Here is a 23422-nt window from a genome sequence, read left to right as displayed (position 1 = left end):
GCACATCGGCCGGCCTGAGGTGCTTTACAGCAGGTGCTTGACGCCGTCCTGCTCTTCCAGCAATTCCTTCAGCGTGAAGTCGATGCGCTCCTGCGAGAACGCGTCGATCGCGAGGCCCTCGACGATTTTGTACTCGCCGTTCTCGGTCGTGACCGGGTAGCCGAAGATCACGTCCTTCGGGATGCCGTATTCACCCTTGCTCGGGACGCCCATCGTGACCCACTTGCCGTTGGTGCCCAGGGCCCAGTCGCGCATGTGGTCGATGGCGGCGTTGGCCGCCGAGGCGGCCGACGACAGGCCGCGTGCGGCGATGATGGCCGCACCGCGCTTGCCGACGGTGGGCAGGAAGGTGTCCTTGTTCCAGGCTTCGTCGTTGATGCTGTCCTTGACCGAGGCGCCGCCGATGGTGGCGAAGCGGTAGTCGGCGTACATCGTGGGCGAGTGATTGCCCCACACCGCCAGCTTCTCGATCGAATCGACCGGCTTGCCGAGCTTGGCGGCGATCTGCGACGCGGCGCGGTTGTGGTCGAGGCGGAGCATGGCGGTGAAGTTCTTGGCCGGCAGGTCCGGGGCCGACTTCATCGCGATGTAGGCGTTGGTGTTGGCGGGGTTGCCGACGACCAGCACCTTCACGTTGCGCGAGGCGACCTTGTTCAGCGCCTTGCCCTGCGCGGTGAAGATCTGCGCGTTGGCCGACAGCAGGTCCTTGCGCTCCATGCCGGGGCCGCGCGGGCGGGCGCCAACGAGCAGGGCGTAGTCCGCGTCCTTGAAGGCCACTTCCGGATCGCCGGTTGCGACGATGCCGGCCAGCAGCGGGAACGCGCAGTCGTCGAGTTCCATGATCACGCCCTTCAGCGCGTTCTGGGCCTTCTCGTCGGGGATCTCCAGCAGTTGCAGGATGACCGGCTGGTCCTTGCCGAGCATCTCGCCGGAGGCGATGCGGAACAGCAGGGCATAACCGATTTGGCCGGCGGCGCCGGTGACGGCGACACGAACGGGCGACTTGCTCATGGAGGACTCCTGAAGAAAGGAAGGGTAGGGAAGGAGACGACAGCGCGTATCGGGAAAAGCCGGCCAGTTTAGCCCGGTGGTGGCCGGCGTGCGGCATGCCATCGATCTTATGTCTTATGTAAGACATGCTTTTGTGTTGCAATGGCGGCAATGAGTCCCGCGTTGCCATCGCCCGAGTCGGACGGCGGCCCTTCCGCCGCAGCGCCGTCCTTCAGTCCGCTTTATCGGCAGATCAAGGCGCTGATCACCCGCAGCCTGCAGGGTGGCGAATGGAAGCCGGGTGAACCCATCCCGAGCGAGACCGAGCTGGCGGCACGTTACAAGGTCAGCCAGGGCACCGTGCGCAAGGCCATCGACGAGCTGGCCACCGAGAACCTCGTGGTGCGCCGCCAGGGCAAGGGCACCTTCGTGTCGACCCATGCCGAGGAGAAGGTGCAGTTCCGCTTCCTGCGCCTCATGCCCGACGAGGGCGAAGCCGGGGGCATGCCGCGGCGCTTCCTCGATTGCCGCCGGCTGCGCGCGCCCGCTGACGTGGCGCGTGCCCTGGACATCCGCGGCGGCGAGCCGGTGGTGCAGGTGCGCCGGCTGCTGTATTTCCGCGAGCGACCGATCGTGCTCGACGACATCTGGCTCGTCGGCGCGCAGTTCAAGGGCCTGACGGCCGAGCGCCTGTCGGAGTCGCGGGCGCCGCTGTACCGGCTCTTCGAGAGCGAGTTCGGCGTGCGGATGATCCGTGCCGAGGAGAAGATCCGTGCTGTCGTGGCCAACGAACAGTCGGCGGAACTGCTCGAGCTGCCCCTGGGCGCGCCCTTGCTGTCCGTGGAGCGGCTGTCCTTCACCTACGGCGACCGGCCGGTCGAGTGGCGGCGCGGCCTCTACAACACCACTACCCACTTCTATCGCAACGATCTCAGTTGACCAAGCCGGTTGGGCGTACGACATATGCACGCCCCTGCTGCTGCGTTGCAATAAACTCCCGCGGTTTCACTGCGATTACAACCACCCGTCGGTAACAAGGATGCACATGGCAGACACCCTCAAACCCCGTCCCGTCTACCGGAACATCCATGTCACGCAGATCGTCGGTTACCGCCTTCCGCCGGCGGGCATCGTCTCGATCCTGCATCGCATCAGCGGCGTCGTGATGTTCCTCCTGCTGCCCTTCGTGATGTGGATGTTCGACGCCAGCGTGACGTCGGAGATCTCGTACGACGGTTTCGCCAGCGCGTTCAGTGCTGGGATCGGGTTCGTGCCCGGATGGTTCCTCAAGCTCGTCGCGCTCGCGCTGATCTGGGCCTACCTGCTGCACTTCATCGCTGGCCTTCGGCACCTGTGGATGGACGCCACGCACAGCGTCTCCAAGCAGCAAGGCCACCACTCGGCGGTCTTCACGCTGGCGAGCAGCCTGCTGCTGACCGTCCTGCTGGGCGCCAAGCTGTTCGGCCTGTACTGAGTTTCCCCGAGACTTCGTTGACCATGTCTACAAACTACGGCTCCAAGCGCCTCGTCGTCGGCGCGCATTACGGCTTTCGCGACTGGCTCAGCCAGCGCGTCACCGCCGCGTTGATGGCCCTTTTCACCATCGTCCTGCTGGTCCAGGTGCTGCTGCCCGGTCCGCTCGACTACGACCGCTGGTCGGGCATCTTCGCGCAGCAGTGGATGAAGCTGCTGACCTTCGTCGTGATCCTCTCGCTGCTATACCACGTCTGGGTCGGCATCCGCGATGTGTGGATGGACTATGTGAAGCCCGTCGGCGTGCGCCTCACGCTGCAGGTGTTCACGATCGCGTGGCTGGTCGGCTGCGCCGGCTGGGCGGTGCAAGTGCTCTGGAGACTCTGAAATGGCCGTTACTTCTTCCATCGCCAAGCGCAAGTTCGACGTCGTGATCGTCGGCGCGGGTGGCTCCGGCATGCGCGCTTCGCTGCAGCTCTCGCTCGCCGGCCTCAACGTGGCCGTGCTCAGCAAGGTCTTCCCGACCCGCTCGCACACGGTGGCCGCGCAGGGCGGCATCGGTGCCAGCCTCGGCAACATGAGCGAGGACAACTGGCACTACCATTTCTACGACACCATCAAGGGCTCCGATTGGCTGGGTGACCAGGACGCCATCGAGTTCATGTGCCGCGAAGCGCCCAAGGTCGTCTACGAGCTCGAGCATTTCGGCATGCCGTTCGACCGCAACGCCGACGGCACGATCTACCAACGCCCGTTCGGCGGGCACACCGCCAACTACGGCGAAAAGCCGGTGCAGCGCGCCTGCGCCGCGGCCGACCGTACCGGCCATGCGATGCTGCACACGCTGTACCAGCAGAACGTCAAGGCGCGCACGAACTTCTTCGTCGAGTGGATGGCGCTCGACCTGATCCGCGACGCCGATGGCGACGTGGTCGGCGTCACCGCGCTGGAGATGGAAACCGGCGACATCCACATCCTCGAAGCCAAGACCACGCTGCTGGCCACCGGCGGCGCGGGCCGGATCTTCGCGGCCAGCACCAACGCCTTCATCAACACCGGCGACGGGCTGGGCATGGCGGCGCGCGCCGGCATTCCGCTGCAGGACATGGAGTTCTGGCAGTTCCACCCCACCGGCGTGGCCGGCGCCGGCGTGCTGCTGACCGAAGGCTGCCGCGGCGAAGGCGCGATCCTGCGCAACAGCAACGGCGAACGCTTCATGGAGCGCTACGCGCCCACGCTGAAAGACCTGGCGCCGCGCGACTTCGTCTCGCGCTGCATGGACCAGGAGATCAAGCAAGGCCGCGGCTGTGGTCCCAACAAGGACTACGTGGTGCTCGACATGACCCATCTGGGCGCCGAGACCATCATGAAGCGCCTGCCCAGCGTGTTCGAGATCGGCCACAACTTCGCCAACGTCGACATCACGAAGGAACCGATCCCGGTCGTGCCGACCATCCACTACCAGATGGGTGGCATCCCGACGAACATCCACGGCCAGGTGGTCGCGCCGAACGGCGAGATCCCGAACGCAGTGGTGAACGGCCTGTATGCGGTGGGCGAATGCTCCTGCGTGTCGGTGCACGGCGCGAACCGCTTGGGCACCAACTCGCTGCTCGACCTGGTGGTGTTCGGCCGGGCGGCCGGCAACCACATCGTCGAGTTCAACAACAAGAACAAGAACCACAAGCCCTTGCCCAAGGATGCGGTCGACCGCACGCTGGCCCGCGTGTCCCGCCTGGACAGCAGCACCACGGGCGAGTACGCGCAGGACGTCGCCAACGACATCCGCTCGACGATGCAGGCGCATGCGGCGGTGTTCCGTACCCAGGCGTCGATGGACGAAGGCGTCGTGAAGATCAAGCAGGTGGCCGAGCGCGTGCCGGCGATCACGCTGAAGGACAAGTCCAAGGTCTTCAACACGGCGCGCATCGAGGCCCTGGAGGTCGAGAACCTGATCGAGGCGGCCAAGGCCACGATGATCTCGGCCGCCGCCCGCACCGAATGCCGCGGCGCCCACACCGTCGAGGACTACGAGCGTCCCGCCGATGACGCCGAGTTCCCGCTGGGCCGCAACGACCGCGACTGGATGAAGCACACGCTGTGGTTCAGCTCGGACAACCGCCTCGAGTACAAGCCGGTCAACCTGAAGCCGCTGACCGTCGAGTCGGTGCCGCCGAAGGTCCGCACGTTCTGATCGACAGCAAGGATTACCCAGCCATGACGCAGAAGCGCACGTTCCACATCTACCGCTACGACCCGGACAAGGACGCCAAGCCCTACATGCAGACCGTCGAGATCGAACTCGACGGCCACGAACGCATGCTGCTGGACGCCCTGATCAAGCTGAAGGCCATCGATCCGGCGATCTCCTTCCGACGCTCTTGCCGCGAAGGCGTTTGCGGATCGGACGCGATGAACATCAACGGCAAGAACGGCCTGGCCTGCCTGACCAACCTGCGCGACTTGAAGGACCCGATCGTCCTGAAGCCGCTGCCGGGCCTGCCCGTCATCCGCGATCTGATCGTGGACATGACGCAGTTCTTCAAGCAGTACAACTCGATCACGCCGTACCTCATCAACGAGGAGCGGCCGCCCGAGCGGGAGCGCCTGCAAACGCCGCAGGAGCGCGAAGAGCTCGACGGCCTCTACGAGTGCATCCTCTGCGCGAGCTGCTCGACCAGTTGCCCGAGCTTCTGGTGGAACCCGGACAAGTTCGTCGGCCCGGCCGGTCTGCTGCAGGCCTACCGCTTCATCGCCGACAGCCGCGACCAGGCGACGTCGCAGCGCCTCGACAACCTCGAGGATCCGTACCGCCTGTTCCGCTGCCACACCATCATGAATTGCGTGGACGTGTGTCCGAAGGGCCTCAACCCGACAAAGGCGATCGGCAAGATCAAGGAACTGATGGTGCGCCGCGCCGTTTGAGGGCATGACGGTGCACCAGGGTCAGGACCCAGCAAGGGTGGACATGGACACTGCCGTGCTCGAGCCTGGTGCGATCAACCGCCTCAAGTGGCGCTGCCGGCGGGGGCTGCTCGAGAACGACCTGTTCATCGAGCGCTTCTTCAGCCGGTACGAGGACCAATTGACGCCGTTGCAGGCCCAGGGCTTGCTGTCGCTGATGGAACTGTCGGACAACGATTTGCTCGATCTGTTGTTGCGTCGTTCTGAGCCCAGCGACGAAATGAACCGTCCCGAGGTGCATGACGTCCTCGCGATGATGAGATCCCGGAACGAACCTCCAGAAAGGTAAATGAGATGACTCCATCCGACGTGAAAGCCACCCTGTCGTTCTCCGACGGCAGCCCGAGCATGGACCTCCCGATCTACAAGGGATCGATCGGCCCGGACGTCATCGACATCCGCAAGCTGTATGCGCAGACCGGCAAGTTCACCTACGACCCCGGGTTCCTGTCGACGGCTTCCTGCAATTCGACCATCACCTACATCGACGGCGACAAGGGCGAACTGCTGTACCGCGGGTATCCCATCGAGCAGCTCGCCACGCAGTGCGACTTCCTCGAAACCTGTTACCTGCTGCTGAACGGCGAGCTGCCCAACGTCCAGCAGAAGGGCGACTTCGTCAAGCTCGTGACCAACCACACCATGGTCAATGAGCAGATGCAGTTCTTCCTGCGCGGCTTCCGCCGCGATGCGCACCCGATGGCGGTGCTGACGGGCCTCGTCGGCGGCCTGTCGGCCTTCTATCACGACAGCACGGACATCAACAATCCGAAGCACCGCGAGATCTCGGCCATCCGCCTGATCGCGAAGATGCCCACGCTGGTGGCAATGGCCTACAAGTACGGCATCGGCCAGCCGTACATCTACCCGAAGAACGAGCTGTCCTACACGGCCAACTTCACCCGCATGATGTTCGGCACGCCCTGCGAGGAGTACGAGCCGAACGACGTGGTGGTGCGCGCGCTGGACCGCATCTTCATCCTGCACGCAGACCACGAGCAGAACGCGTCCACCTCCACGGTGCGCCTGTGCGGCTCGTCGGGCACCAACCCGTTCGCGGCCATCGCGGCGGGCGTGGCCTGCCTGTGGGGCCCCGCGCACGGTGGCGCCAACGAAGCGGCGCTCAACATGCTGGAAGACATCCAGCGCCAGGGCGGCGCCGAGAAGATCGGCGAGTTCATCAAGCAGGTGAAGGACAAGAACAGCAGCGTCAAGCTGATGGGCTTCGGCCACCGCGTCTACAAGAACTACGACCCGCGCGCCAAGCTGATGCGCGAAACCTGCCACGAAGTGCTGAACGCGCTGGGCCTGCACAACGACCCGCTTTTCAAGCTGGCGATGACCCTCGAGAAGATCGCGCTGGAAGACGAATACTTCGTCGCCCGCAAGCTCTACCCGAACGTCGACTTCTACTCCGGCATCGTTCAGCGCGCCATCGGCATCCCGGTGAGCCTGTTTACCGCGATCTTCGCGCTGGCCCGCACGGTCGGCTGGATTGCCCAGCTCAACGAGATGATCGGCGACCCCGAGTACAAGATCGGCCGTCCGCGCCAGCTGTTCTCGGGCTCCGTTGCCCGCGACGTGAAGCCGATCGAACAGCGCTGATCGATCGTTTTCCGCGTGTCGAGAGCCCCGGCCGAGCCGGGGCTTTTTGTTGGCGCGGCTTACACTTTGCGACCCATGCCGGCGGGCGCGCCTGCCGGCCGCCGAAGCGAGACAATGGCGGCCTGAACGCCGCCCACCAGCCATGACCGGACGCACCCTCTACGACAAGCTCTGGGACGAGCACGTCGTCCATACCGAAGACGACGGCACCGCCGTGCTCTACATCGACCGCCACCTGGTCCACGAGGTGACCAGCCCGCAGGCCTTCGAGGGCCTGCGCATGGCGGGCCGCAAGGCCTGGCGCGTGAGCTCGATCGTCGCCACCGCCGACCACAACACGCCCACGCAGCACTGGGAGGCGGGCTACGACGGGATCGCCGACCCGATCTCCAAGCTCCAGGTGACGACGCTGGATGCCAACATCCGCGAGTTCGGCGCGGCCGCGTACTTTCCGTTCCTCGACAAGCGCCAGGGCATCGTGCACGTCATCGGCCCGGAAAGCGGTGCGACGCTGCCCGGCATGACGGTCGTCTGCGGCGACAGCCACACCAGCACGCACGGCGCGTTCGGCGCGCTGGCGCACGGCATCGGCACCAGCGAGGTCGAGCATGTGATGGCCACCCAGACGCTGCTCGCCCGCAAGGCCAAGAACATGCTTGTCAAGGTGGAAGGCACGCTGCCGCGCGGCTGCACCGCGAAGGACATCGTGCTGGCCATCATCGGCAAGATCGGCACCGCAGGCGGCACCGGCTACACGATCGAGTTCGGCGGCAGCGCGATCCGCGCGCTGACGATGGAAGGCCGCATGACGGTGTGCAACATGGCGATCGAAGCCGGTGCGCGCGCCGGCCTGGTGGCGGTGGACGACACGACGATCACCTACGTGAAGGGCCGGCCCTTCACGCCCTCCGGCGTGGAGCTTGAGCAGGCCATCGCCTACTGGCGCACCCTGCGTTCCGACGACGACGCCAAGTGGGATGCCGTCGTTGAACTCGATGCCGCGCAGATCCAGCCGCAGGTGACCTGGGGCACCTCGCCTGAAATGGTGGTGCCGGTCGAAGGCCGCGTGCCGGACCCCGAACGCGAGAAGGATGCCAACAAGCGTGCCGCGATCGAACGGGCGCTCGAGTACATGGCGCTGCAGCCGAACAAGGCGATCACCGACATCCGCATCGACAAGGTCTTCATCGGTTCGTGCACCAACAGCCGCATCGAGGACATGCGCGAGGCCGCCGCCGTCGTGCGGCGCATCGGCGGGCGCATCGCCGCCAATGTCAAGCTGGCGATGGTCGTGCCGGGCTCGGGCCTCGTGAAGGCGCAGGCCGAACGGGAGGGCCTCGACCAGGTCTTCAAGGCTGCCGGCTTCGAGTGGCGGGAGCCCGGGTGCTCGATGTGCCTGGCGATGAACGCGGACCGGCTGGAGCCGGGCGAGCGTTGCGCCTCCACCAGCAACCGCAATTTCGAAGGCCGCCAGGGTGCGGGCGGCCGGACCCACCTCGTGAGCCCGGCGATGGCTGCCGCGGCGGCGATGGAGGGGCATTTCGTCGACGTCAGACGCATCGCTTGACCGCGTTCAATCCGAAGGAGAAAGCTCATGAAGAAGGTTCTGGCCCTGATCTCGGTGTTCTCGCTGGTGTTCATGGCGGGCTGCAACACCATCGCCGGCGCTGGGAAGGACATCCAGCGCGGCGGCGAGAAGATCGAAGACGCCGCCAAGAAGAAGTGACCCCGTGAAGTCTTTTGTCGTTTACCAAGGGCTGGTCGCGCCCATGGACCGGGAGAACGTCGACACCGACGCGATCATCCCGAAGCAGTTCCTGAAGTCGATCCAGCGGTCGGGCTTCGGCCCGAACCTGTTCGACGAGTGGCGCTACCTCGATCCCGGCGAGCCGGGGCAGGACCCCGCCTCGCGCAAGCCCAACCCGGACTTCGTGCTGAACCAGCCGCGTTACCAGGGCGCCTCGATCCTGCTGGCCCGCAAGAACTTCGGCTGCGGCTCGAGCCGCGAGCATGCGCCGTGGGCACTCGACCAGTACGGCTTCCGCGCGCTGATCGCGCCAAGCTACGCCGACATCTTCTTCAACAACTGCTTCAAGAACGGCATCCTGCCGATCGTGTTGCCTGAAAGCCAGGTGGCGCGGCTGTTCGACGAGGTGGCGGCTTTCCCGGGCTACCAGTTGACGATCGATCTGCCGCGGCAGCGTGTCGTGACGCCGGGCGGTGACGAGCTGGCTTTCGACGTCGAGCCCTTCCGCAAGCAGTGCCTGTTGAACGGGTGGGACGACATTGGCCTGACGCTGCGTCACGCCGACAAGATCCGCGCGTTCGAGGCGCAGCGGCTGGCCCGCATGCCGTGGCTGGGGCAACGCATGGTTCAAGGAGCAGGAAACTGATGGCGAAGATCGCGATACTGCCGGGCGACGGTATCGGCCCTGAGATCGTGGCCGAGGCGGTGAAGGTGCTGAAGGTGCTGGACCTGCCGTTGGAAATGGAGACCGCCCCGGTGGGAGGCGCGGCCTATGAAGCGAGCGGCCATCCGCTGCCGGATGCGACGCTCGACCTCGCGAAGTCCGCCGACGCGGTGCTGTTCGGGGCCGTCGGCGACTGGAAGTACGACAAGCTCGACCGCCCGCTGCGGCCCGAGCAGGCGATCCTCGGGCTGCGCAAGCACCTGGGGCTGTTCGCGAACTTCCGTCCGGCGATCTGCTACGAGCAGCTCACGCATGCCTCGAGCCTGAAGCCCGAACTGGTGTCGGGCCTCGACATCCTGATCATCCGCGAGCTGACCGGCGACATCTACTTCGGCCAGCCGCGTGGCCGCCGCACCGCGGTCGACGGGCATTTCCCTGGCGCCGACGAAGCGTTCGACACCATGCGCTACAGCCGCCCGGAGATCGAGCGCATCGCGCACGTGGCGTTCCAGGCGGCACGCAAGCGCGGCAAGCGCGTCACCAGCGTCGATAAGGCCAACGTGCTCGAGACCTTCCAGTTCTGGAAGGACATCGTCACCGAGGTGCACGCCCAGTACCCGGACGTAGCGCTCGACCACATGTACGTCGACAACGCGGCGATGCAGCTCGTCAAGGCGCCGAAGAAGTTCGACGTGATCGTCACCGGCAACATGTTCGGCGACATTTTGTCGGACGCGGCGGCGATGCTGACCGGCTCGATCGGCATGCTGCCGTCTGCATCGTTGGACAAGAACAACAAGGGTCTTTACGAGCCCAGCCATGGCAGCGCGCCGGACATCGCGGGCAAGGGCGTGGCCAACCCGCTGGCTACAATACTGTCCGCTGCCATGATGCTCCGCTTCTCCCTCAACCAGCCCCAGGCTGCCGACCGTATCGAGTCGGCCGTCGGCGCTGTGCTGTCCGCCGGCCTGCGCACGCCGGACATCTGGAGCGAGGGCACGCAGAAGGTGGGCACGCGCGAGATGGGCGACGCCGTGGTCAACGCGATCGCCAAGACCACCAAGGGCATTACCAAGAGCTAGCAAGCTCCGGTTCGTCTCGCCCCAACCCTGGACCCCGGCGAAGCGAGCCGGGGGACCAGGTTTCTCAACACGAAAGGGCGAACTGAAATGGCACTCACAGGTCTGGTTGGATGGCGCGGGATGGTCGGTTCCGTGCTGATGGATCGCATGCGCGCCGAGGGCGACTTCGATCACATCGAGCCGGTGTTCTTCAGCACCAGCAACGCCGGCGGCGCCGCGCCGTCGATGGCGAAGAACGAAACGAAGCTGCAGGACGCGTACGACATCGAGGCGCTCAAGCGCTGCGAGATCATCGTCACCGCGCAGGGCGGCGACTACACCACCGAGGTGTATCCGAAGCTGCGCGCCGCGGGCTGGAAGGGCCACTGGATCGACGCGGCCTCCACGCTGCGGATGAAGGACGACGCCGTCATCGTGCTCGATCCCGTCAACCTGCCTGTGATCAAGAACGCGCTGGCCAGCGGCGGCCGCAACTGGATTGGCGGCAACTGCACCGTCAGCTGCATGCTGATGGGCGTGGGCGCGCTGTACAAGGCGGGCTTGGTCGAGTGGATGAGCACGCAGACCTACCAGGCCGCGTCCGGCGGCGGCGCGCAGCACATGCGTGAGCTGCTGACGCAGTTCGGCACGCTGAATGCCTCGGTCAAGCCGCTGCTCGACGACCCGAAGAGCGCGATCCTCGAGATCGACCGCCTGCTCGTCGAAAAGCAGCGCGCGCTGTCGGCCGACGAAACGCAGCACTTCGGCGTGCCGCTGGGTGGTTCGCTGATCCCCTGGATCGACAAGGATCTGGGCAACGGGGTCAGCAAGGAAGAGTGGAAAGGCATGGCCGAGACGAACAAGATCCTCGGCCAAGGCGAGGGCTTCGGCTCGGCGGCGATTCCGGTCGACGGCTTCTGCGTGCGCATCGGTGCGATGCGTTGCCACAGCCAGGCGCTCACCTTCAAGCTCAAGAAAGACGTGCCTTTGGCCGATCTGGAACAGCTGATCGCCAATGACAACGCATGGGTCAAGCTCGTTCCGAACAACCGCGAAGCCACGCTGCGCGACCTGACACCGGTGGCCACCACCGGCACGCTGACGATTCCCGTCGGCCGGCTGCGCAAGATGGCCATGGGGCCGGAATACGTTGGCGCCTTCACCATCGGCGACCAATTGCTTTGGGGTGCGGCCGAGCCGCTGCGCCGCATGTTGCGCATCCTGCTGGAAGCGTGACCGGTGGCCGCGCCCTCGGATGTTGCGAGGCGGCGACAACCGGGGGATGCGGCCGCTGCTGGCCTGGGGTTGCCGCAATTGACAGAACTTGCATGAGCTTGTCAGCCTATATGCTCGCTGATATTGTGAAAAAACCCGTTTACAGGCCGCCGCTCATTTGCCGGCGCCCTTCTTCCAAACACATCGTTGGCGACGGAACTGCACGCACGCATTCCGCCGAGTGCTCCGGGGAGACGCCTTGAAGAAACGCTCATTGACCGCGCGCGGCCCGTCCTTGTCTGCCGTCGCGTTGGCAGCGCTGCTGTGTGCGGCGGCGCCGGGCAGTTGGGCGCTCGGCCTCGGACGCGTCGCCGTCCAGTCGGCCCTCGGCGAAACGCTGCGGGCCGAAATCGATGTGACCAGCATCTCGCCAGAGGAGGCTGCCACGCTGCGGCTTCGCGTGGCGTCGCCCGAGGCCTATCGGGCCGCGGGGGTCGACTACAACGCCGTGCTGCCGGGCGCTCAGGTGCAACTGCTGCGGCGGCCTGACGGGCGCCCCTACGTGCGGCTCACCAGCGATCGGGCCGTGCAGGAGCCGTTTGTCGATGTGATCCTCGACATTTCCTGGTCGAGCGGCAAGCTGGTGCGGGAATACACGATGTTGTTCGACCCGCCGGGCCGCGCCGCGCCGCCGCCCGTGGTCGCCGCGGCACCCGTGCCGCCAGCGCTGTCCGCCGCGCCGCTCCCCCCACCGGTGCCGCCGTCCGCCGCACCGAGGCCGGCACCTTCGGCACGCCCGGCGCCACCCGCGCCGGCCCCCGTGCCTGCGCCGGCGCGGGCGCCGGTCACCGCGAACAGTCCTCCCGCACCCGCGCCTACGCCCGCGCCCGCACTTGCGCCGCGGCCCGCTGCATCCCGGCCGGCAGCGCCCGGCGGCGATACCTACGCCGTGCGACAGGGCGAGACGCTCTACCGCATCGCCACCAACACGCAGCCTCCGGGTGTGTCGCTCGACCAGATGCTGGTGGCGCTCTACCGCAGCAATCCGCAGGCGTTCATGGACAACAACATGAACCGGCTGCGCGCGGGCGCGGTGCTCACGGTGCCGAGCGCCGAAGCGGCCAGGCAGATCGGCACGCCGGAGGCCAAGCAGCTGATCCAGGCGCAGAGCGCCGATTTCAGCGCCTACCGCCAACGGCTGGCGGGTGTGGTGCCGGCCGTGCGTCCCGACGAGCCACCGCGCCAGGCGCGCGGCCAGGTCCAGGCGCAGGTCGATGACCGCAAGCAAGCCGCGGCAAGCACGCCGGATCGGCTGCGCCTGTCGCAGGGGGCGGTGCAGGCGTCGGCCCCGGAGGCGCGCGCTTCCGGGGAAGCGCAGCGTCGCGACGAGGCGGCGCGTGTCGCCGAACTCGCCCGCAACGTGGAGGACTTGAAGCGCCTGCAGGCCGGTTCCGGCACGGCGGGCTCGGCCTCGGTGCCTTCGGCCGGCGGGGTCGTGCCCGCGCTCCCGGCCTCGGCCCCCGCCGTGTCCGCTTCGGCCACGCCGGTGCCGATGGCGCCGCCATCGACCGAGGCCGCGGCCTCCGCCGTGGTGCCGCCGCCCGCGGTGGCGGTCGCGTCGGCGCCGCCCGTGGCCGCAGCCACTCCGGCGTCCGCGCCTGCGGTGGTGCCGTCTCCTGCACCCGATGCGCCGGCTGACAGCGTCCTGGCGGACAACCCGATGCTGCTGCCGGCCGCGGGCCTGCTGGTGGTGCTGTTGGCGGGCCTGGGCTACTACCGCTGGCGCAAGCGTTCGCAGGCGGACAGCGGGGAGACCTCCTTCCTCGAAAGCCGTCTGCAGCCCGATTCGTTCTTCGGCGCCACGGGCGGGCAGCGGATCGACACGCGCGAGGCGAACGGCAATTCGTCGTCGTCGATGAACTACTCGCTGAGCCAACTGGATGCCATCGGCGATGTCGATCCGGTGGCGGAGGCCGACGTCTACCTGGCCTACGGCCGTGACCTGCAGGCCGAGGAAATCCTCAAGGAGGCCATGCGCAGCGATCCCGGCCGCCTGGCCGTGCGCACCAAGCTGCTGGAGGTCTACGCCAAGCGGCGCGACACCAAGGGTTTCGAGTTGCTCGCGACCCAGCTGTTCGGCATGACGCGCGGCGAAGGCGAGGAGTGGGCCAAGGCCCAGGCGCTCGGCCAGCAGATCGACCCCGAAAATCCGCTCTACCAGCCGGGTGGGCAGCCGCCGGCGGCGGTTGCTGGCGAGGGCGTCGAGGCACTGGGTGCCAGCACGCTGCCGCAGTCGGTGATGCCGGCCACGGGCTTTGCCACGACCAGCCCGAGCATCGACGGCGAAGAACTGCGCTCGCTCTCGTCGATGGAGCTCGACCTCGACCTGGACATGCCGACGGAGCCCGGCGAACTGTCGCCCCTGTCGTCGATGGAGGCGACGCGCCCGATCGGCCTGCCCTCCACCTTGAACCGCAACGACAACAGCCTGGCGTTCGACCTGCCGCTTACAGCGCCGCCGTCGGAGTTCGCGCCGCCGTTCAGCGGTGCGCCGACCCGCCCGATGGACCTCGACCTGGATTCGATGTCGCTCGATCTGGAGATGGATCCGTCGCCGGCGCCGTCGCCGGCCGCGTCGCAGCGTACCGCGCCGGGAGATCTCGAATTCGACCTTGGCGATCTGGGTGTGCCGGGCGACGCGTCCGCGTTCGAGCTGCCTGCTGAAGGCGACGATCCTCTGCAGCGGAAGTTCGAGCTCGCGGACGAGTTCCGGCAGATCGGGGATCTCGAAGGCGCGCGCGATTTGCTGGAAGAGGTCGTGGCCAAGGCCGGTGGACCGCTGAAGGCGCGCGCTCAGAGCCTGCTCGACAGTCTTGGCTGAGTCCGCGGCCGGGCGCCGCATCGCGCTCGGCATCGCCTACCGCGGCGGCGCCTACCACGGCTGGCAGAGCCAGCCCGATGGCTGCACGGTGCAGGACCACCTCGAGCGTGCGCTGTCGAGCTTCGCGGCGCAGCCTGTCGCGACCCTGTGCGCGGGCCGCACCGACGCCGGTGTGCATGGCCTCAACCAGGTCGTTCATCTCGACGCGCCGGTGGAGCGCGAGCCGTTTTCCTGGGTCCGCGGCACCAACCGCTTCCTGCCGCCGGACATCGCCGTGCAGTGGTGCCGGCCAGTGGCCGATCACTTCCACGCCCGTGCCAGCGCGCGGGGGCGGCGCTATCGCTATGTTCTGCTCGAATCGCCGGTGCGGCCTGCGCTGGAGCAGGGCCTGTGCGGCTGGGTGTTCCGTCCCCTGGATGGCGATGCGATGCGCCAGGCCGCTGCGGCCTTGATAGGCGAGCACGATTTCAGCTCGTTCCGCGCCGCGGATTGCCAGGCCGCGTCGCCGGTGAAGACCATGCGCGCGATCGAGATCCAACGCCGGGGTGCCTACTGGCGATTCGATTTCGACGCCAGCGCCTTTGTCTACCACATGGTGCGCAACATCATGGGCTGCCTCGTCGCGGTGGGGCAGGGCGGCCGTCCGCCTTCGTGGATGGCGGAGGTGCGGGATGCGCGCAGCCGCAGCGCCGCGGCGCCCACCTTTGCCGCGGAAGGGCTGTACTTCGTCGGCCCGTACTACGATGCGGGCCATGGATTGCCCGAACACACGCCAGCCCAGGACTGGCTGCCCTGAATGAGCACGCGCCGCACGCGCATCAAGGTATGCGGCATCACCCGCGAGGCCGATCTCGACGCGGCGGTGCAGGCCGGTGCCGATGCGGTCGGCTTCGTCCTGTACGACAAGAGCCCGCGCCACGTGAGCGCGGAGCGCGCGGGGGTGCTTGCCCGGCGCCTGCCGCCGTTCGTGACGCCGGTATGCCTGTTCGTCAACGCGGCTGCGGATGATGTCGCCCGCGCGGTGGGCGCGGTGCCCGCGGCGCTGCTGCAATTCCACGGCGACGAAACCTTGGCCGACTGCGAATCGGCCGCGCGCCCATACCTGCGCGCGGCCCGTGTGGCGCCGGGCTTCGATTTGTTAGACTTCGCAGCCCGCTTCCCTTCAGCCCAGGCCTTGCTGCTCGACGCCTTCGTCGACGGCTACGGCGGCGGTGGAAAGGTCTTTGATTGGTCGCTCATTCCCGCCGACGTTCCCGCTCCGGTCGTTTTGTCTGGTGGGTTGAATCCTGCAAACGTGATCGATGGGGTGCTGCGCGTCCGGCCGTGGGCCGTTGACGTCAGCTCCGGCGTCGAGGCGAGCAAAGGCATCAAGGATGCCAAGCTGATTCGCCGGTTCTGCGATGCGGTGCGCGAGGCCGATGCCCGCGCCGCGTCGAACCCTCTTTCCTGAACCGATCACCATGAACGCACCCTATGCACAGCCCGATGCCGAAGGGCACTTCGGGCCTTATGGCGGCACTTTCGTCGCCGAAACGCTGATCCACGCGCTCGATGAGCTGAAGACGGCCTACGAGCGCTACCGCCATGACCCGGCGTTCCAGGCCGAGTTCGCGTACGAACTGAAGCACTACGTCGGCCGGCCGAGCCCGGTTTACCACGCTGCGCGGCTGTCGCGCGAGCTGGGCGGCGCCCAGATCTACCTGAAGCGCGAGGACCTGAACCACACCGGCGCGCACAAGGTCAACAACACCATCGGCCAGGCGCTGCTGGCCAAGCGCATGGGCAAGCCGCGGGTGATCGCCGAGACCGGCGCCGGCCAGCACGGCGTGGCCACCGCGACGATCTGCGCGCGCTACGGCATGGAGTGCGTCGTCTACATGGGAAGCGAGGACGTCAAGCGCCAGTCGCCGAACGTCTATCGCATGCACCTGCTGGGCGCGAAGGTCGTGCCGGTCGAGTCCGGCAGCAAGACGCTGAAGGACGCGCTCAACGAGGCGCTGCGCGACTGGGTGACGAACGTGGAGAACACGTTCTACATCATCGGCACCGTGGCCGGCCCGCATCCGTACCCGATGATGGTGCGCGACTTCCAGCGCGTGATCGGAGACGAATGCCTCGTGCAGATGCCCGAGATGATCGGCCCCGATCGCCAACCCGACGCGGTGATCGCCTGCGTGGGTGGCGGCAGCAACGCGATGGGCATCTTCTACCCGTACATCCCGCACGAGAAGGTGCGGCTGATCGGTGTCGAGGCGGCCGGCCACGGCATCGAGACCGGCCGGCACGCGGCCAGCCTGTCGGCGGGCTCGCCCGGCGTGCTGCACGGCAACCGGACCTATCTGCTGCAGGACGAGAACGGCCAGATCATCGAGACGCACTCGGTTTCGGCCGGCCTCGACTACCCCGGCGTCGGCCCGGAGCATGCCTACCTAAAGGACATCGACCGCGCCGAATACGTCGGCATCACCGACGACGAGGCGCTGGCCGCCTTCCATCGCCTCTGCCGCGTCGAGGGCATCATCCCGGCGCTGGAGTCGAGCCACGCGGTTGCGCAGGCGATCAAGATGGCGCCGTCGATGCGCCCCGACCAGCACCTGCTCGTCAATCTCTCGGGGCGGGGCGACAAGGACATCAATACCGTCGCCGACCTGGCCGGCGTGTCGTTGATGAAGGGGGCCGCGCTGTGACCTGCATTCATCGAACCCGTGTCCCCTCGGGGGACCGGCCGACGTACGCGTCGCACGAGGGGCTGACTTTTCCACGGGCCGCGCGCCGGGCCGCTCCCAAGCCGGCCCGTGTCCCCTCGGGGGACCGGCCGACGTACACGTCGGACGAGGGGCTGACATCATGAGCCGCATTGCCACCACCTTCGCCGCGCTGAAAGCCTCGGGCCGCAAGGCGTTGATTCCTTACGTGACCACCGGCGATCCGTATGCCGACGTCACGCCTGAGCTGATGCTGGCGATGGCCGGGGCCGGGGCCGACGTCATCGAGCTCGGCGTGCCGTTCTCCGACCCGATGGCCGACGGCCCGGTGATCCAGCAGGCGTCCGAGCGTGCGCTGGCCCGGAAGATCGGCCTGCCGCAGGTGCTGGCCGCGGTGCGCGCGTTCCGCGAGCGCGACCAGTCCACGCCGGTCGTGCTGATGGGCTACGCCAACCCGGTGGAGCGCTACGGCGTCGACCGCTTCGTCGCCGATGCCAAGGAGGCCGGCGTCGACGGCGTGCTGATCGTCGATTACCCGCCCGAGGAGTGCGAGGCCTTTGCCGCGATCCTGCGCCAAGCGGGGATGGACCCGATCTTCCTGCTCGCGCCGACGTCGACCGAAGAGCGCATGGCGCGTGTCGGGCAGGTGGCGAGCGGCTACGTGTACTACGTGTCGCTGAAGGGCGTGACCGGTGCCGGCCACCTCGACACCTCGGCCGTGGCCGACATGGTGCCGCGCATCAAGGCGCACGTGAACGTGCCGGTCGGCGTGGGCTTCGGCATCCGCGATGCCGCCACGGCCCAGGCGGTGGGCCGCGTCGCCGATGCCGTCGTGATCGGCTCGCGCCTCGTCCAGATCCTCGAAACCCAGCCGCGCGACAATGTCGCCCCGGCCGCGGCGGCGTTCATCGCCGAGATCCGCGCCGCGCTAGACGAAGGAGTGAAGACATGACAAGCCGAAGGCATGCTCATCAGCGGGCCGCGAGCCGGGCCGCCCCAAGCCGGACAGCGTCCCCTCGGGGGACCGTCCAACGTACACGTTGGACGAGGGGCTGACATGAGTTGGCTTGAAAAGCTGCTGCCGCCCAAGATCCAGCCGACGGACCCGAACGAGCGCCGCACGGTGCCCGAGGGCCTGTGGATCAAGTGCCCGTCCTGCGAGACGGTGCTCTACAAGGCCGACCTGGAGCAGAACGTCAACGTCTGCCCCAAGTGCAGCCACCACCACCGCATCGGCGCCCGCCAGCGGCTCGATGCCTTCCTCGATCCGGAAGGCCGCTACGAGATCGGCCATGAAGTGCTGCCGGTCGACGCGCTGAAGTTCAAGGACAGCAAGAAGTACCCCGAGCGGCTGAAGGACGCGCTGGAGACCACCGGCGAGACCGATGCGCTGGTGGTCGTCGGCGGCGCGGTGCACACCGTGCCGCTGGTCGCCGCCTGCTTCGAGTTCGACTTCATGGGCGGCTCGATGGGCTCGGTGGTCGGTGAGCGCTTCGTGCGCGGCGTCGAGGCGGCGGTCGAGCAGAAGGTGCCGTTCGTCTGCTTCACCGCCACCGGCGGCGCCCGCATGCAGGAAGGCCTGCTGAGCCTGATGCAGATGGCCAAGACGAACGCGGCGCTGACGCACCTGGCCAAGGCGAGGCTGCCCTACATCAGCGTGCTGACCGACCCGACGATGGGCGGCGTGTCCGCGAGCTTCGCGTTCGTGGGCGACGTGGTCATCGCCGAGCCGAAGGCGCTGATCGGCTTCGCCGGCCCCCGCGTGATCGAGAACACCGTGCGCGAGAAGCTGCCCGAAGGCTTCCAGCGCTCGGAGTTCCTGCTGCAAAAGGGCGCGATCGACATGATCGTCGACCGCCGCCAGCTGCGCAGCACGATCGCCCGCGCGCTCAGCATGCTGCAGCGCCAGAGCGCCGACGCCGTCGCCTGATGCAAACACCTCGCACGCTGGCCGACTGGCTGGCCCACTGCGAGCGCCTGCACCCGAAGAACATCGACATGACGCTGGACCGCGTGCGCGCGGTCGCGCAGCGTCTGGGCGTGCGCTTCGAGGTGCCGGTGATCACGGTGGCCGGCACCAACGGCAAGGGCTCGACCTGCGCGATGCTGGAGAGCATCGCGCTGGCGGCGGGCTACCGCGTCGGCCTCTACGCGAAGCCGCACCTGGTGCACTTCGAGGAGCGCTGCCGCGTCAACGGCCGCATGGCCGACGAGGCGACGCTGCTGCCGCACTTCGAGGCGGTGGAAGCCGCGCGCGGCGACACCACGCTGAGCTACTTCGAGTTCACGATGCTGGCGATCCTGCGGGTGTTCATGCACACGCCGCTGGACCTGGTGATCCTGGAAGTGGGCCTGGGCGGCCGGCTCGATGCCGTGAACATCGTCGACACCGATTGCGCGGTGCTGACCAGCATCGACCTCGACCACACCGACTGGCTCGGCCCCACGCGCGAGGACATCGGCCGCGAGAAGGCGCACATCATGCGGCCTGGCAAGCCGGCGATCGTGAGCGACCCCATGCCGCCGCAGAGCGTGATCGACCACGCCGGGCGCATCGGCGCGGACCTGTGGCTGGCGGGGCGGGATTTTCGCCACAGCGGCGATCGCCAGCAGTGGCAGTGGGCTGGCCGGCAGCGGCGCTTCAACGCGCTGGCGTATCCGGCGCTGCGCGGTGCCAACCAGCTGCTGAACGCGGCGGGCGCGCTGGCGGCTTTCGAGGCGCTGTACGAGCAACTGCCCATCAGCGCACAGGCGGTGCGCCAGGGGCTGGCCTTGGTCGACCTGCCGGGCCGCTTCCAGATCGTGCCGGGACAGCCCACGCTGGTGCTCGACGTGGCGCACAACCCGCAGTCGGTGGCGGCGCTCGCGCTCAACCTCGACCAGATGGGCTTCTTCCCGCGCACGCATGCGGTGTTCGGGGCGATGCGCGACAAGGACCTGCCCGCGCTGCTGGCCAAGCTCGCGCCGCTGGTCGATCACTGGTACCTCTGCGACCTCGAGACGCCGCGTGCCGCCACCGCGGCGGAACTGGCCGCCGCGGTGCAGGCCTTGCATTGCGCCAACCCGCCGGCCGTCGAAACCCATGCGAGCCCTGCTGCGGCGCTGCGTGCGGCCGTCGCCGCCGCAGACCCCGCTGATAGAATCGTGGTCTTCGGTTCTTTCTACACCGTGGGCGGCGTGCTGAAGGACGGTCTGCCCCGGCTGAGCGCCAAGCACGCGGGCTGAGCGTCGGCAGGCCGCGTCCGGCCTGCCCCTCCAAACGCCCCGATCTCATCCCCACGCATGGGCCTGCTGTCCTTCCTCAAGCGCCAACCAGCCACTGCCCGAGAGCCCGCCGATCCGGCGGAAGCCGTGCAGCGCGCACGGACGAACGCCCGCCGCCGCCTGATCGGCGCGGTCGTGCTGCTGGGGGTCGGCGTGATCGGCTTCCCGCTGCTGTTCGAGACCCAGCCCCGGCCGATTCCCGTCGACATCGCGATCGACATCCCCCGCAAGGAAGGCGCCGTGCCGCCGGACGTTCCGGCCGCCCGCACGGCGCCGCGGGCGCCCGCGGCCGCCGAGAAGCCGGAGGACACCGGGCGCGACATCGCGCCGCCGCAGGCCGCCGCTGCCGCATCCAAGCCCTCGGCCGTCCCGGCTGTCCCGGCTTCGCCGACGCGCGACCGTGCCGCGGCCGAGACCGAGCGCACGCCTGCCCCCGTTGTTTCGCCGCCTTCGCCCCCACCGGCGCCCCCGGCCAACACGGACGCGCAGCGCGCCCGTGCGCTGCTGGAGGGCCGTCCCTCGGCGGAGAACACGCGTGCGGCCGACGAGGCCGCCTCGCGGTTCGTCGTGCAGGTCGGCGCGTTCGCCGATGCCTCCTCGGCCCGCGAAGCACGTGCCAAGGTCGAAAAGCTCGGCCTCAAGACCTACACGCAGGTGGTCGACACCAGCGCCGGCAAGCGCACCCGGGTGCGTGTGGGGCCGTTTGCCAACCGCGAGGAGGCGGACAAGGCGTCGTCGCGCATCAAGTCTGCCGGCCTCGCGGCCGCCGTGCTGACCCTGTGACGGTGGCGCGATGACCGACCTCGGCCCCGCCGCATCGTTGAGCTGGATCGACTGGGCCCTGCTGGCGGTGCTGGCCATCTCGGTCGTCGTGGGCCTGTGGCGCGGCTTCGTCTTCGAAGTGATGTCGCTCGTCGGGTGGATCGCCGCCTACGTCGCCGCGCAGGCGTTGACGCCGCTCGTCGCACCGCACCTGCCCATCGGCGAGCCGGGCAGCGCATTGAACTTCGGTGCGGGCTTCGCGCTCATGTTCCTGGGGGCGCTGATCGTCTGGAGCCTGCTCGCGCGCCTCGTGAGCCTGCTGGTGCAGGCCACGCCGCTGAGCTTGATCGACCGCGTGCTCGGTGCGGGGTTCGGGCTGCTGCGCGGGGCAGTGCTGCTGCTCGCGCTGGCCACGGTGGTGGCCTTCACGCCCGCGGCGCGGTCGCCGCAATGGCAGGGTTCGCAAGGAGCGGCGTGGCTCGATGCCATGCTGCAGGGCTTGAAGCCGGTGTTGCCGGTCAACGTGGCCCGGCATCTGCCGGGTTGAAGGAAGCATCATGTGTGGCATCGTCGGTGTGATCTCTCACACCCCCGTCAACCAATTGATCTACGACGCGCTGCTGCTGCTGCAGCACCGCGGCCAGGACGCCGCCGGCATCGTCACGATGCAAGGCACCAAGTGCTTCATGCACAAGGCGCGCGGCATGGTGCGCGACGTGTTCCGCACCCGCAACATGCGCGGCCTGCCGGGCGACGTGGGCCTGGGGCAAGTGCGCTACCCGACCGCCGGCAACGCCTACAGCGAGGAAGAGGCCCAGCCCTTCTACGTCAACGCGCCGTTCGGGATCGTGCTGGTGCACAACGGCAACCTGACCAATGCGCTGTCGCTGAAGCAGGAACTGGTCGACATCGACCGGCGGCACATCAACACCGAGAGCGACACCGAGGTGCTGATCAACGTGCTCGCCCATGAGCTGGCGCGCGCGGCCCGCGACAAGACGCTGAACCCCGACGTGATCTTCGAGGCGGTGGGCGAGGTCCACAAGCGGATCAAGGGATCGTATGCCGTGGTCGCGCTGATCGCCGGCTACGGGCTGCTCGCGTTCCGCGATCCGTTCGGCATCCGCCCGCTGGTGTACGGGGAGGCGGAGGGCCCCGGCGGGCGCACCGTCGTGGTCGCCAGCGAAACCGTCGCCATCGAGGGCACCGGCCATGTGCCCACGCGCGACGTGAAGCCTGGCGAGGCCATCTTCATCGACCTGCAGGGCCAGGTGCACAGCCGCCAGTGCGCGCAGGCGCCGTCGCTGAACCCCTGCATGTTCGAGTTCGTCTACCTGGCGCGCCCGGATTCCGTGATCGACGGCATCTCGGTGTACCAGGCGCGGCTCAACATGGGCGAGACGCTGGCCCAGCGCGTGATCTCGACGATGCCGCCGAACGAGATCGACGTGGTGATCCCCATCCCCGAGTCCAGCCGGCCTTCGGCCATGCAGCTGGCCCAGAAGCTGGGCAAGCCCTACCGGGAGGGCTTCGTGAAGAACCGCTACGTCGGCCGCACCTTCATCATGCCGGGGCAGGGCGTGCGCAGGAAGTCGGTGCGCCAGAAGCTCAATGCGATCGGCGTGGAGTTCAAGGGCCGCAACGTGCTGCTGGTCGACGATTCGATCGTGCGCGGCAACACCAGCAAGGAGATCGTGCAGATGGCCCGCGAGGCCGGCGCCCGCAAGGTCTACATGGCCTCCGCCGCGCCGCCGGTGCGGTATCCCAACGTGTACGGCATCGACATGCCGACGCGCGAGGAGCTGATCGCCCACGACCGCAGCGTGGAGCAGATCCGCGAGTACATCGGCGCCGATGCGCTGATCTACCAGGACGTCGATGCGATGAAGCGCGTCGTGCGCACGCTCAACCCGCACATCGACAGCTTCGAAGCCTCGTGCTTCGACGGCCACTACATCACCGGCGACGTGAGCGCCGCCGACTTCAGCGCGATGGAGGCGCAGCGCCGCGCCCAGGGCGACGACGAGGAGCAGGCCAACCGCAGCCGGCTCGCGCTGCAAAGCGCTCCCGAGCAGGCGTGACGCCTCCCGC

The 23422-nt window shown here is 67.8% G+C and carries 23 protein-coding genes; 22 read left to right on the top strand and 1 reads right to left on the bottom strand.

The features are described from left to right. Positions 1–24: 24 nt before the first annotated feature. The gene (locus V4F39_RS05095; RefSeq protein WP_332288224.1) at positions 25–1011 is read right to left on the bottom strand and encodes a malate dehydrogenase; all 987 of its coding nucleotides are present in this window, start codon (positions 1009–1011) and stop codon (positions 25–27) included. A gap of 150 nt (positions 1012–1161) precedes the next feature. Between V4F39_RS05095 and V4F39_RS05090 the strand changes: the two genes are divergently transcribed. The 22 genes from V4F39_RS05090 to purF all read left to right on the top strand — a co-directional run bounded on the left by V4F39_RS05090 (position 1162) and on the right by purF (position 23412). Beyond that, complete coding sequence (locus V4F39_RS05090; protein WP_332288223.1) at positions 1162–1929, top strand: GntR family transcriptional regulator; 768 nt, start codon at positions 1162–1164, stop codon at positions 1927–1929. Between the two features lie 106 nt (positions 1930–2035). Further along, positions 2036–2464 carry a succinate dehydrogenase, cytochrome b556 subunit gene (gene sdhC / locus V4F39_RS05085; protein ID WP_332288222.1) on the top strand — a complete coding sequence of 143 codons (429 nt, stop codon included), beginning with the start codon at positions 2036–2038 and terminating at the stop codon, positions 2462–2464. 23 nt (positions 2465–2487) lie between these two features. Then, complete coding sequence (gene sdhD / locus V4F39_RS05080; protein ID WP_332288221.1) at positions 2488–2850, top strand: succinate dehydrogenase, hydrophobic membrane anchor protein; 363 nt, start codon at positions 2488–2490, stop codon at positions 2848–2850. Between the two features lies 1 nt (position 2851). Next, positions 2852–4657 carry a succinate dehydrogenase flavoprotein subunit gene (gene sdhA, locus V4F39_RS05075; protein WP_332288220.1) on the top strand — a complete coding sequence of 602 codons (1806 nt, stop codon included), beginning with the start codon at positions 2852–2854 and terminating at the stop codon, positions 4655–4657. A 23-nt stretch (positions 4658–4680) separates the two neighbouring features. Beyond that, positions 4681–5388 carry a succinate dehydrogenase iron-sulfur subunit gene (locus V4F39_RS05070; RefSeq protein ID WP_332288219.1) on the top strand — a complete coding sequence of 236 codons (708 nt, stop codon included), beginning with the start codon at positions 4681–4683 and terminating at the stop codon, positions 5386–5388. 43 nt (positions 5389–5431) lie between these two features. After that, positions 5432–5716 (top strand): FAD assembly factor SdhE, encoded by a 285-nt coding sequence (locus V4F39_RS05065; RefSeq protein ID WP_332288218.1) that lies wholly within the window; start codon positions 5432–5434, stop codon positions 5714–5716. 5 nt (positions 5717–5721) lie between these two features. Further along, positions 5722–7032, top strand: a complete 1311-nt coding sequence (locus V4F39_RS05060) for a citrate synthase (protein WP_332288217.1) — start codon at positions 5722–5724, stop codon at positions 7030–7032. 142 nt (positions 7033–7174) lie between these two features. Further along, a complete protein-coding gene (gene leuC, locus V4F39_RS05055) occupies positions 7175–8599 on the top strand; it encodes a 3-isopropylmalate dehydratase large subunit (RefSeq protein WP_332288216.1) in 1425 nt (474 codons plus the stop codon). Between the two features lie 27 nt (positions 8600–8626). Then, on the top strand, positions 8627–8758 hold the full coding sequence (locus tag V4F39_RS05050) for an entericidin A/B family lipoprotein (protein ID WP_332288215.1): 132 nt from the start codon (positions 8627–8629) through the stop codon (positions 8756–8758). A 4-nt stretch (positions 8759–8762) separates the two neighbouring features. After that, positions 8763–9425: a 3-isopropylmalate dehydratase small subunit gene (leuD, locus tag V4F39_RS05045; protein ID WP_332288214.1), complete on the top strand. Its 663-nt coding sequence runs from the start codon at positions 8763–8765 to the stop codon at positions 9423–9425. After that, positions 9425–10525: a 3-isopropylmalate dehydrogenase gene (gene leuB / locus V4F39_RS05040; protein ID WP_332288213.1), complete on the top strand. Its 1101-nt coding sequence runs from the start codon at positions 9425–9427 to the stop codon at positions 10523–10525. Before leuD ends, leuB begins: the two co-directional genes overlap by 1 nt. An 87-nt stretch (positions 10526–10612) precedes the next feature. Next, positions 10613–11740 (top strand): aspartate-semialdehyde dehydrogenase, encoded by a 1128-nt coding sequence (asd, locus tag V4F39_RS05035; RefSeq protein WP_332288212.1) that lies wholly within the window; start codon positions 10613–10615, stop codon positions 11738–11740. 157 nt (positions 11741–11897) lie between these two features. Next, positions 11898–14600: a motility hub landmark protein FimV gene (locus tag V4F39_RS05030; RefSeq protein WP_332288211.1), complete on the top strand. Its 2703-nt coding sequence runs from the start codon at positions 11898–11900 to the stop codon at positions 14598–14600. Further along, positions 14593–15396 carry a tRNA pseudouridine(38-40) synthase TruA gene (gene truA, locus V4F39_RS05025; RefSeq protein ID WP_332288210.1) on the top strand — a complete coding sequence of 268 codons (804 nt, stop codon included), beginning with the start codon at positions 14593–14595 and terminating at the stop codon, positions 15394–15396. Before V4F39_RS05030 ends, truA begins: the two co-directional genes overlap by 8 nt. After that, complete coding sequence (locus tag V4F39_RS05020) at positions 15397–16050, top strand: phosphoribosylanthranilate isomerase (RefSeq protein WP_332288209.1); 654 nt, start codon at positions 15397–15399, stop codon at positions 16048–16050. 10 nt (positions 16051–16060) lie between these two features. Further along, on the top strand, positions 16061–17287 hold the full coding sequence (trpB, locus tag V4F39_RS05015; protein WP_332288208.1) for a tryptophan synthase subunit beta: 1227 nt from the start codon (positions 16061–16063) through the stop codon (positions 17285–17287). Positions 17288–17447: 160 nt separating this feature from the next. Next, complete coding sequence (gene trpA / locus V4F39_RS05010; RefSeq protein WP_332288207.1) at positions 17448–18257, top strand: tryptophan synthase subunit alpha; 810 nt, start codon at positions 17448–17450, stop codon at positions 18255–18257. Between the two features lie 105 nt (positions 18258–18362). Then, positions 18363–19235, top strand: a complete 873-nt coding sequence (accD, locus tag V4F39_RS05005) for an acetyl-CoA carboxylase, carboxyltransferase subunit beta (protein WP_332288206.1) — start codon at positions 18363–18365, stop codon at positions 19233–19235. Then, on the top strand, positions 19235–20530 hold the full coding sequence (folC, locus tag V4F39_RS05000; protein WP_378235077.1) for a bifunctional tetrahydrofolate synthase/dihydrofolate synthase: 1296 nt from the start codon (positions 19235–19237) through the stop codon (positions 20528–20530). The genes accD and folC overlap by 1 nt, the downstream gene beginning before the upstream one ends. A gap of 57 nt (positions 20531–20587) precedes the next feature. Beyond that, positions 20588–21352, top strand: coding sequence for an SPOR domain-containing protein (locus V4F39_RS04995; protein WP_332288205.1), 765 nt, complete (start codon positions 20588–20590; stop codon positions 21350–21352). A 10-nt stretch (positions 21353–21362) separates the two neighbouring features. After that, on the top strand, positions 21363–21878 hold the full coding sequence (locus V4F39_RS04990; RefSeq protein ID WP_332288204.1) for a CvpA family protein: 516 nt from the start codon (positions 21363–21365) through the stop codon (positions 21876–21878). A 10-nt stretch (positions 21879–21888) separates the two neighbouring features. Next, positions 21889–23412, top strand: coding sequence for an amidophosphoribosyltransferase (purF, locus tag V4F39_RS04985; protein WP_332288203.1), 1524 nt, complete (start codon positions 21889–21891; stop codon positions 23410–23412). Positions 23413–23422: the final 10 nt, after the last annotated feature.

This window comes from Aquincola agrisoli (assembly GCF_036621135.1).
Taxonomy (GTDB): domain Bacteria; phylum Pseudomonadota; class Gammaproteobacteria; order Burkholderiales; family Burkholderiaceae_C; genus Aquincola; species Aquincola agrisoli.
Note: the sequence above shows the minus strand (reverse complement) of the source record. Positions and strands in the feature narration are given on the sequence as shown.